Source organism: Microcoleus sp. BM001215392 (assembly GCF_036700185.1).
GTDB lineage: Bacteria > Cyanobacteriota > Cyanobacteriia > Cyanobacteriales > Microcoleaceae > Microcoleus.
Genome location: NZ_JAUBOJ010000265.1, coordinates 1 through 10,633, shown reverse-complemented (window position 1 = coordinate 10,633; position 10,633 = coordinate 1). Strand labels below are relative to the sequence as shown.

At 46.4% G+C, this 10,633-nt stretch carries 9 protein-coding genes; 5 read left to right on the top strand and 4 right to left on the bottom strand.

Annotated elements, in window-relative coordinates; translation table 11 throughout:
• The 5 genes from QT974_RS23545 to QT974_RS23525 all read left to right on the top strand — a co-directional run.
• On the top strand, positions 1-313 hold a 313-nt coding region (locus QT974_RS23545), incomplete at its 5' end, for a hypothetical protein (RefSeq protein ID WP_333470842.1).
• 528 nt (positions 314-841) lie between these two features.
• Positions 842-2,245: a CmpA/NrtA family ABC transporter substrate-binding protein gene (locus QT974_RS23540; protein ID WP_333470841.1), complete on the top strand. Its 1,404-nt coding sequence runs from the start codon at positions 842-844 to the stop codon at positions 2,243-2,245.
• Positions 2,246-2,310: 65 nt separating this feature from the next.
• On the top strand, positions 2,311-3,156 hold the full coding sequence (ntrB, locus tag QT974_RS23535) for a nitrate ABC transporter permease (protein ID WP_333470840.1): 846 nt from the start codon (positions 2,311-2,313) through the stop codon (positions 3,154-3,156).
• 302 nt (positions 3,157-3,458) lie between these two features.
• The gene (locus QT974_RS23530) at positions 3,459-5,459 is read left to right on the top strand and encodes an ABC transporter ATP-binding/substrate-binding protein (RefSeq protein WP_333470839.1); all 2,001 of its coding nucleotides are present in this window, start codon (positions 3,459-3,461) and stop codon (positions 5,457-5,459) included.
• Between the two features lie 355 nt (positions 5,460-5,814).
• Positions 5,815-6,660 carry a nitrate ABC transporter ATP-binding protein gene (locus QT974_RS23525; protein ID WP_333470838.1) on the top strand — a complete coding sequence of 282 codons (846 nt, stop codon included), beginning with the start codon at positions 5,815-5,817 and terminating at the stop codon, positions 6,658-6,660.
• A 371-nt stretch (positions 6,661-7,031) separates the two neighbouring features.
• Here the strand turns inward: QT974_RS23525 and QT974_RS23520 are convergent, their stop codons facing one another.
• The 4 genes from QT974_RS23520 to QT974_RS23505 all read right to left on the bottom strand — a co-directional run.
• Entirely contained in the window at positions 7,032-7,412 is a 381-nt protein-coding gene (locus QT974_RS23520) for an aspartyl protease (protein ID WP_333470837.1), read from the bottom strand.
• A complete protein-coding gene (locus QT974_RS23515; RefSeq protein WP_333470836.1) occupies positions 7,409-7,735 on the bottom strand; it encodes a hypothetical protein in 327 nt (108 codons plus the stop codon). Before QT974_RS23515 ends, QT974_RS23520 begins: the two co-directional genes overlap by 4 nt.
• 245 nt (positions 7,736-7,980) lie before the next feature.
• A complete protein-coding gene (locus QT974_RS23510) occupies positions 7,981-9,915 on the bottom strand; it encodes a serine hydrolase domain-containing protein (protein WP_333470835.1) in 1,935 nt (644 codons plus the stop codon).
• Between the two features lie 228 nt (positions 9,916-10,143).
• The coding region (locus QT974_RS23505) for a DUF6745 domain-containing protein (protein WP_333470834.1) at positions 10,144-10,633 on the bottom strand (490 nt) is incomplete at its 5' end.

The window sequence follows — 10,633 nt, the reverse complement described above, 5'->3', positions numbered from 1 at the left end:
TCGACTATACGAGAGATTTTCAGCGCGAATGCGAGAGCCCCTACAAAAACGGGATACTCTCTCGGACTTGTTCCTTATTTTTGCCTTGAGCGAAGCCTTTCATACCGACTTCCATTTCTCTTCTTCCCTCTTCACGCTTGACGACTTCCTTGTTCCTTCTTCCCTCTACTTACCGACAATTGAATACTTGACAATTTTGAATTTTGAGCATTTGGCTGTCCGTCAGTCTCTCAGCTTTCTACTCAAAACTTCATTTTTTGTCTCATTTTTTTCTCATATAAGCCCGCCGTCCCTAGGGGCGATCGCTCGGTAGCACCTCAACTGCGAATACAACATTTTTAAAAATTGGTCAACCTACCAAAAGTATGAGATTTGGCAAATTATTCACAAAAATGAGAATTCCGGCGGCGGAAAACTCCCCAAACTCTTACACTGCAAGCTTTTGACAAAATATGGGCTAGAAGGTCGCACCAGCCTGCAACACCAAGAAATACTTAATAAAACGCAAGATTCTACAACATATGCTTATCATTTAAATTTAATATTTGTTTTATAATTACAGCTACAGTACGGTAAACTGAATAATCAAGCTAAGAAAACGTGGAGCTCGCTGCTGGCGAGTTAACGCAACTTGGTCGATCGCAACATCGAGTTAATCAAAACAGTCAAATCAGCAGGGATATCACAAAAGCTTATAGTAACAATAAGTTTTTCTGCTCCATCCTGCTTTGCCGGCGCTTAAAAGAGTTCCCTAAACCCAACTAGCGAACAATAAAAAAGCGCTTTGATAAACTTCAGTGATGTCGTTACAGAAGATTATGTATTGGAGCGAGGCTAGGCTATGACAAAATTTTCAGAAAATTTTTCGCGGCGCAAATTTATAGTTACAGCAGGTGCGTCTGCTGTCAGTTCCATACTGCTCAAAGGCTGTTTGGGAAATCCCCCGGAACCCGGTGCTACTGCTGGCGGTGGTTCAGGTGCTGGTGGGGCTGGAGGAGTCCCTGCTGCCACATCAGCAGTTGCGGTGGCCAATGAGAAAAGAGTCGAAGGCATCGAAAGCACGAAGATTACATTGGGATATATCCCGATCGTCGAATCAGCACCATTAATTATTGCCCAAGAAAAAGGCTTCTTTGCCAAATACGGCATGGTAGATGTCAAAGTCGCCAAACAAGCCAACTGGGGTTCGGCCCGAGACAACGTAGAAATTGGTTCTGCAGGTGGCGGCATTGACGGCGGCCAGTGGCAAATGCCGATGCCCTACTTGATCAGCAAAGGCCTGATCACCAAAAACAGCGTCCAAATCCCGATGTACGTGCTGTTACAGCTAAACACTCAGGGAAATGGAATTGCGATCGCTGCCAAACATGAAGGTAAAGGTCTCGGACTCAAACTCGAAAAATCCGCCCAAGACTACATCCTCGGACTCAAGAAAGCAGGTACGCCCTTCAAAGCAGCCTACACCTTTCCCAAAGCCAACCAAGATTTGTGGATTCGCTACTGGCTAGCAGCTAACGGCATCAATCCCGACGCAGATGTCGAACTGCTAACAGTACCGGCCGCCCAAACCGTGGCTAACATGAAAACCGGCAGCATGGACGGTTTCAGTACAGGTGACCCCTGGCCGCTACGGATTGTCAAAGAAAAAATTGGCTTCTTGTCCGCTTTAACTGCCGAAATCTGGAAAGGACATCCAGAAGAATACCTGGCAATTCGCGGCGACTGGGTAGACAAACACCCCAAAGCTACCGAAGCCCTGTTAGCAGCAATAATTGAAGCGCAGCAGTGGTGCGACAAACCAGAAAATCGTGCTGAATTGGTGTCGATTGTTTCTGGCAAAAACTTCTTTGACGTAGCTCCTGGAGTGTTGCTTCCTCCCTATGAAGGCAAGTATGTCATGGGTGACGGCAAGCCCGAAATCAACGACTTCAACATGAGTACGCTGTACTGGAAGGATCCAGTCGGCAACGTTTCCTATCCCTACAAGAGCCATGATTTGTGGTTCTTAACCGAAAGCGTCCGCTGGGGTTTCTTGCCAACAAAAACTTTGGCAGATTCTAAGGCAATCATCGGCAAAGTTAACCGCGAAGATTTGTGGAAAGCAGCGGCTAAATTAGCCGGAGTACCTGATGGTGAAATTCCCACAAAACCCACTCGGGGTGTTGAGAAGTTTTTTGACGGCAAAGAATTTAACCCGGACAAGCCCGAAGATTACCTCAAGAGTTTGGCAATTAAAAAAGCGTGATGGGTAGAAGCTTCCCATAACTTAGTCTCGAAAAAAAAACAGCAGAAACACAGGAGATTAGCAAGATGGCGGTCAGCACAAATCGGAGAGGCGGAGTCGATGTCCAAGGAGCGTTTGGCGAGTTTTGGAAGAAGAACTCCTCAAATATATTGCCGCCAATTTTAGGACTTTTAGGATTTCTGTTAGTTTGGCAATTCCTGTCGGGTACTGGAATCATCAAGTTGCCACCCCCAACTAGCGTTTGGACTGACGAACGGACGCGGATTTTGTTGATGTATCCTTTCATGAACTCCAAAACCTACGGAGTCGGCTTATTTTGGCAGACTCTGGCTAGTTTGGAACGGGTAGCAAAAGGCTACACTCTCGCGGCCGCTGTCGGCATTAGCATGGGAGTTGTGGTAGGTACGAATCCCTTCCTGAACAGGGCTTTAGACCCAATTTTCCAGTTTTTGCGGATGGTAGCGCCTTTGGCTTGGGTACCCATCGCCCTGGCTGCATTGCAACAAAACGAACCTGCTGCTTTGTTCGTGATTTTCATTACCTCTGTTTGGCCGATTTTGATCAACACGGCTGAAGGTGTCCGTCAAATTCCTGACGATTACAACAACGTAGCCAAAGTGCTGCAACTTTCTCGGAAGGAATATTACATCAATATCTTGTTTCCGTCGGCGCTTCCTTATATCTTCACCGGATTGAGAATTGCGATCGGTTTGGCTTGGCTGGCAATTATTGCAGCGGAAATCGTGATGTCGGGGATTACAGGTATCGGCTTCTTTATTTGGAATGCTTACCAACAAAACTACATCAGTGAAATTCTATTAGCGGTGTTCTACATTGGGGCTGTTGGTTTGATGCTCGATCGCCTGATGGCATGGTTGCAGCAAAAAATTGCTCCCTCTCAAGGCAAATAACTAAGTTGACAGTTGACAGTTGACAGTTGACAGTTGACAGTTGACAGTTAATAGTTGAAAAAAGTCGATCGTTGACAACTGTTGAGAGTGGATAAGAGCTAACTGGTTCTTAGGCTGTGCCTGGTAACGAGTTAAAGGATTAGCAGAACTTCAGTCCTCAGCTTTTTAAGAGGACTGAAGTCCTCACTACGAACCAATATCATTATTGCAGTTGGGCGATCGGCATAATATAAAAGCTAACGGTCAACAGTCAACAATAATCAAAAAATCAAGGACAAACCTACAAGAAAGGCAAGAAAACCATGTCAGTTTTGATTGCGGTAGAACAAGTCGGAAAAACATTTAATTTAACAGACGGCGGTACATACATAGCCCTCAAAGGCATCGACTTAGAAATTAAAAAAGGAGAATTTGTTTCCTTAGTCGGACACTCGGGTTGCGGTAAATCTACTCTACTAAATATGGTGGCAGGTTTGGATCTGCCCACAGAAGGATTGGTGACGATCGACGGACAAAGAATCACTCAGCCCGGCCCCGATCGCATGGTGGTGTTTCAAAACTATTCGCTGCTACCTTGGCGGACTGTTAGAGAAAATATTACCCTCGCCGTAGACTCAGTAATGAGCGGCCTAGGTAAAGCCGAGCGCCTCGACATCATCCAAAAACACATTGAGATGGTGGGCTTGGGGCCCCACGCCGAGAAGCAACCGGCACTCCTGTCGGGCGGACAAAAACAGCGCGTGGCGATCGCCCGCGCCCTAGCCCTGCGTCCCAAACTCTTACTCTTAGACGAACCATTCGGCGCCCTAGACGCTTTGACTCGCGGCAACTTGCAAGAAAAGTTGATGGAAATCTGCCAAGAGTACGAAATTAGCGCCTTGATGGTAACGCACGACGTAGACGAAGCAGTGCTACTGAGCGATCGCATCGTCATGCTCACCAACGGCCCAGAATCGAAAATTGGCGGCATCCTCGACGTAGACATCCCCCGCCCGCGCATACGGATGGAAGTAGTCTCGCACCCCAGCTACTACGCGCTGCGCAGCGAAATGATTTACTTCCTCAACCAGCAGAAACGGGTGAAAAAACTGCGGGCGCGCAAAGTACCCGCGATCGCCCGCCACGGCCTAGAAAAAGTCAACCTCGAACTCGGCTTTATCCCCCTAGCGGCCTGCGCTCCCCTGGCGATCGCCAAAGAAAAAGGCTTATTTGCCAAACACGGCCTCGATGAAGTGCATCTCGTGCGCGAAACAAGCTGGCGCGGCATCGTAGACGGCATCGCCGCCGGATACCTAGACGCAGCCCAAATGCCCTCAGGGATGGCAGCGTGGTTGAGCTTGGGAGGCCACCAAGAGAAGCCCATAGCAACCGTTACAGCCCTCACCATGAGCCGCAACGGCAACGGAATTACCCTGGCTCGTCGCTTCTACGACCAAGGGATTTACACTCTGGCAGATTTCAAAGAAATGCTGCGCAGAACCCCCGCGCAAACCCACCGCATGGGCATCGTTCACCCTTCATCGATGCACAACCTGCTGCTGCGCTACTGGCTGGCTTCCGGCGGAATTGACCCCGATCGCGATGTTTTGCTCAAAAACATCCCTCCAGCCCAGATGATCGTGGACTTACAAGGCGGGACTATTGACGGTTTCTGCGTCGGCGAACCTTGGAACTTGCGCGCATCCATGGAAGGAGTCGGCTTTACCGTGGCTACGGATTTGGAACTGTGGCCTGGACATCCGGCAAAAATTCTGGGAGTTCGGGAAGAGTGGGCGAATGCTTACCCCAACACTCACATTGCTCTGGTGAAAGCTTTGCTAGAAGCTTGCCACTATTGCAGCGATCCGGCCCACGCTCAAGAAGTTTCCGAAATTGTGTCAGGACGGGAATACGTCGCCACTGACAAGAGTTACATCCAAATTGGCGATCCCAAATCTACTGCTTGCAATCTGGATACTCCGATGCGGGAATACGCCCACCACTTGTTCTCCGGCGACGGGGTGAACCGCCCAAGCCGTACCGAACAGTTGTGGCACATGGTACAGATGGCGCGTTGGGGCGATACTGTGTTCCCCCGCAACTGGGTAGAAATTCTGGAACGGGTGGTGCGAGTCGGCCCCTTCAGTACCGCAGCGCGCGAGCTGGGAATGTCTGATATTACTTACACTCGGGGTTCTCTCCGTTTGTTTGATGGCTCGGTGTTTAATGCTGAAGATCCGATCGGCTATCTCAACAATCTAGCGATTAAACGCGATTACACGATGGCTGAAGTGATTCTGGATTCTGGCCGCAGAGCTGCTTAGGATCTGTTGAGTGTCCGCCCCAGCCGGTGGACTGCTTTCCACCGGCTCAATGTCTAATGGTGCTCTGTGAGTTTTGAGATATTAAAAGGTGAAAAAATTGCTTGGTTCTCGATCGCCCCTGTCCGAGACTTATTAACTCAGAAGTCAGACAAAATGAATCAGAAATCAAAGTGATTGATTGCATTGTTGAGAGTGAAGCGGCACAATTATATAATTGATGCAAAAGTCTGACAATTAAAACTCAATACTGAAAATATACAGGGAACTCGCAAATCTACAGTCTCAACTCGCAGCTCACCATTCAAAACTCCATTATTTGCTATCGCTAATCACCCACTAACGGCTTCTCAAACCCATGATTAATACTGCTGTCAACCAGACGAACACCAAAACCCAGATCCAGCAACCGAACGATCGCCGCCAGCCTTTTTTGGTGATGGACAATGTTCATAAAGTATATCCAAACGGTTATAGAGCATTAGAAAACGTTAACTTGACCGTAGCGGAGGGAGAGTTTATTACTCTGATCGGACACTCCGGTTGTGGTAAGTCAACACTGTTAAATATGGTGTCCGGTTTTAGCCATCCCAGCGAGGGAACCGTGTCGATTAACGGGGAGCGGATCGAAAAGCCAGGCCCCGATCGCATGGTAGTGTTTCAAGGTTATGCTTTGCTGCCTTGGCGGACTGTGTTTGAAAACGTTTACATTGCCGTTAACGCTGTATTTCCTGAGAAGTCGAAAGCCGAGAAAAATGCGATCGTCAAAGATCATTTGGCCATGGTGGGACTGACAGAAGCTGCTGAGAAAAGACCTCCGCAAATTTCCGGCGGTATGAAACAGCGGGTTTCGATCGCCCGCGCCTTAGCAATTCGTCCGAAGGTGCTAATTTTGGACGAACCCTTTGGTGCTCTCGACGCAATTACCAAGGAAGAATTGCAGGAAGAGTTGCTGAAAATCTGGAACGATCACCGCTGTACAGTGTTAATGATTACTCACGATATTGACGAAGCGCTGTTTTTGGCCGATCGACTGGTGATGATGACCAACGGCCCGTCAGCAACGATTGGCGAAGTTTTGGAGATTCCTTTCCCACGTCCGCGCGATCGGGTACAAATGATGGAAGATCCCGAATATTACAACTTGCGGAACTACGCCCTAGACTTCCTCTTCCGCCGCTTTGCTCACGATCACGACGCTTAAACCCTTTCAGATTGGGAATTGCTGGCAAAATAAAGCTCCAGCATTTCCCCAATTGCAGGAAAACATCGCTGCGTGCGAAATTTTCCTCATCTGCTTGGGTAAACTGAAGCTTAATTGTTGGGGATAAGTTTTTCCGGAAGATTAGGATCTTTTTCTCAACTTTTACGTCAATCCGCTAAGAGACCCGATTGCCTAGCTGTCGGTAAGCTGGCATGAATTTAGCCCACCTTTGACTGAAGGCGGGCTTCTTTCTTATCTTATTAACAGTTTTTCTTAAATTGATGGTTTGTGCATTCCACCATTTTAAGTGGCACAGGGCCAATGTTGATTAGAGTTTTATGGATTAAGACGATCGCAAATATCAGCAAATGTCACTCTCCCGCATATTCTAAAGTTAAAATTCCATTTCTTTCATCGATCGCCAGCTTCATTAGCGTCAGCCACTGACGGCCGAATAGAATTTCAGGTAGTTGCGGGCCTACATGAACGGAAATAATAAACTCTCGACCGTCAACAATTGCCCGACCTTCATAAATATCAAAATATTCCGTTCCTCTTGCCGTTTGCATTTCAACATCAGAAGTTAAAATAGACCAGCCTAAATCCTCAATATCATCAGCATGAACTGCCAAGAAACCTGTCGTGAATCCTGTATCCAGCAGCACATCAACAGCAATTTGCTCTCCGTTAGCTGCCACTAATTCAATCTCGAAAATCAGTTCTCCCCGTTCCCCAAACCGACCAGAAATCATATTAAGCCGCAGTATCCCTGTTCGTTTAGCCGAAAAGTAGTTAGCCTAACTTTGCCGTTGCTGGGATAATGAATTTTCACTTGTTGCATCAATCCATCGAACTTGGAATCGAGCAAGTAGTTGCCAGTTTCTGCATCAATGGCGATAAACCAGTTGTAATGAGTAGGCATCAACTGCGGGCAAATGCGATCGAATATTTGGCGGCATCGCTTGCCTAATTCTGTTCTTTGAGCAATTCCTTGAGCGATTTTTTCTGGAGAACTCCGGCGTTCCGGGAAAATGCGACCTCGGCGAACTTGGCGTTTCTCAGTTGATTCAATCATTTGAGTTGCAAGCTGGGAATTTTATAACATTCTATTATACAACAGATTATATTCTACGTCAATGCTCGCGAACACCCAGTATTGCTAGGGGGTGGCTCCATTGATTGTATGCAAAAACAGACGGAAAATCTAGCTAGCGACGCACCACCACGACAATATTTGAGCAAAAAAACTCAACAAAAAACATTCTATTAATGATTTTTTAGATTGGCATAAAATCGTCGAGCTTTTAGTCAAGATTTAACTTACAATCGAGGGCTATAAAGATTCCAGTTGATCGAAATTGATACAAATCCGCAGCCAGCCAGCGCAATTAAAGAGTAATAAACTTTCCAAATTAGAGAGCCGCGATTTTTCCAAGTAAGAAATGCTAACACAATCAATCCCGGTGTCAGACAAGTGCTAATCGGTGGAATCAACAGCAACAACCTAAATATTCCCGGCAGTCCAAAGAATAACTCCCAAAAATCAGCTTGAGACAAAACCAAACCCGTGCCAATTAAAAATACTAAATTTAAGCCACTGATTAAAACAGCTAAAAACAGTCCCAAACGAGCTATTTTCGAGCGAGGTAAAGTGGGTTTTTGCAGGTGGCGAGCGAGGGCTACAATGCAAGTGCAGCAGAATATTAGCGTGCAGAAAATCGCTAACTTCAACTGAAAATCGTTAGTTTCAAACCAGCTTAACTTTTCTAGAGAATCATAAACTGATTCACCGAGAAACATATGAGTGATTCGCCGTCCATCTTCCTGCCGAAATCCCATGAGATTGTTCGAGTAAAGAAAGCGAAATAACAGCGGCTTGATTTCAACTGACTTAAATTCTGGCACCCAAAGCGATAACGTTCCATCTTGACCGGCAAAAGTCCGAAGTTCCGCCGCTTCTCCGAAAATTGCGGCTAGCTTTTCAATAGTGCGGTGGGGATAGTGAACGTAGCGATAGTTGCCGCTGAGATTTTGCAAGTGTGCTTGAGAACTGTTGATGCGTTGGGGAATGGGTTTTAATATCTTGTCTGGGGGATAGTAGCGATCTAAAAAATTGTTAACTAATTTATCTGCTAAAGGTGTAGGATTGTTGTTACAAGAAATGAAAAATCCTAAATTGCGATCGGGCAGTAAATACAATTCGCTAGTATATCCGGCATGGCGGCCTCCGTGTGAAATTGTCCGCTGTTTGTTTAGCACTCGTTCAAAGAATCCGTAGGCGGAACCTACCATACCTGGATACTGTGCAAATTGGCGCCGGTGCATTTCTGTTGCTGTAGCTTCCTTTAAGATGCGGGCGTTTTCGTAACGGCCGTTTTGCAAATGGGCGATCGCAAAATGTGCTATGTCTGTAGCTGTAGCCATCAGCGTGTTACCGGGAACAGTGCTGCTATATGCAAAAGGTCTTCGCCGATAAGCCCCATCCTTGTATTTGTAGCCTACAGCCAAATCCGATGCCAATTGAGGCGGCAGCGGTTGTACAAAGCTGGTGCGGCGCATATTCAGCGGCTGCAAGATGTTTTTGTCAATGTATTCCGCGAAGGGAATCCCAGAAATTTGTTCGACTAAATAGCCCGCTAAATTTATTCCCACGTCGCTGTAGAGAAATACTTCACCGGGCGGCAGAATGCGGGGCGGCAGCCGTTTTGCGATAAAATCACCTAAGGGTTTCATCTGCGATGCGCTGCGGGCGAATGCACCGATACCCCATCCCGCATCGAAACCGTCGGTGTGAGTCAAGAGGTTGGTAAATGCGATCGGTTTGGGGAAGGTATTGGGAATTTTAAAGTGTTTTAAATACTTGTTAACATCATCATTTAAATTGAGTTTACCTTGTTCCGCTAATTGCATGACTGCTGTAGCTGTAAATAGCTTGGAGATAGAACCGACGCGAAACAGCGTTTTGTCTGGCGAGACAGGTATTTTCTTTTCTAAATCAGCATAGCCGTAGCCTTTGCTAAAAAATATTTTGCCATCTTTTACCAGAGTAAACACCGCACCCGGAACGTGCTCTTTACTCATCTCCTGGGCAAAATAATCATCAATGAAAAGTTCTAGTTCTTGGGGGTTAGTTGGGCCTGGTTGCGGTGCGGGTATTCCTTGCGCCAAAGCAGGGAATGGAGAGAGAAACAAAATTAAAATTAGTGCTGTTAAGATTGCGTAAATTCTTGCAGGTATTGCAATTGTACGTTTCATTTTCATTGCAGGTATGGCACTAGCGAATAGTCCGGCCAGGGTTTAAACCCCGGCCTCAAAGCTTAAGTCGGTTGAAACCGACTGAAATTAAAAAATGATATCGCCTTTTGAGAAAATATTTGCTGTTAATTTATCGTATATGTTAATATTAGCAGTCCGTTTTAACGGACTTTAGCTTTGAGCCAGGGGTTTAAACCCCGCTTAGGGCTTGTGGGTAATGACAAATCTTTAAGTTTGCACGGAAAACTCCTCTGAGTCAACGTCCCAATTTACCCAGCGAATTGCCTCTTGTGCTGATACTACATTTGGCGGCACTCGCAAAGCATGAATAAATCCCGTGCTAGGACAAGTCATTTTTAACAAGTAAATCGGCTCTATATCAGCGTTATCGATTTTTAACAGCGTGTATTCTTGCCAACTATCTAATTCTACTGCTTGGAGTTGTTGGCAAATGCGATCGTAACCAATTCTCTCAATTAACAATCGACGCAATTCGGCATTGTCTTCAGATAAAAGCCATTCTGCTTGCCACAAATCGGGATGTACTTTTCCGTATTGTTCCGGCAATTTAACGCCGTGATGAAAGTATAAACTGTAGCCGTCCGCAAATGCGATCGCAGGTTCTGCTTCAGCGTGTAGCTGGTTATCAGCGTCAAAACGGAGGTGTAAAGGGCGATCGCAAATTAGGCAAAATTTCTCAAATGGAAATATCCAACCG

Bases quoted from the DNA above. Each gene is read 5' to 3' on its own strand.
- QT974_RS23540 (WP_333470841.1), top strand. From the start codon at position 842: ATGACAAAATTTTCAGAAAATTTTTCGCGGCGCAAATTTATAGTTACA.
- ntrB (WP_333470840.1), top strand. From the start codon at position 2,311: ATGGCGGTCAGCACAAATCGGAGAGGCGGAGTCGATGTCCAAGGAGCG.
- QT974_RS23530 (WP_333470839.1), top strand. From the start codon at position 3,459: ATGTCAGTTTTGATTGCGGTAGAACAAGTCGGAAAAACATTTAATTTA.
- QT974_RS23525 (WP_333470838.1), top strand. From the start codon at position 5,815: ATGATTAATACTGCTGTCAACCAGACGAACACCAAAACCCAGATCCAG.
- QT974_RS23520 (WP_333470837.1), bottom strand. From the start codon at position 7,412: ATGATTTCTGGTCGGTTTGGGGAACGGGGAGAACTGATTTTCGAGATT.
- QT974_RS23515 (WP_333470836.1), bottom strand. From the start codon at position 7,735: ATGATTGAATCAACTGAGAAACGCCAAGTTCGCCGAGGTCGCATTTTC.
- QT974_RS23510 (WP_333470835.1), bottom strand. From the start codon at position 9,915: ATGAAACGTACAATTGCAATACCTGCAAGAATTTACGCAATCTTAACA.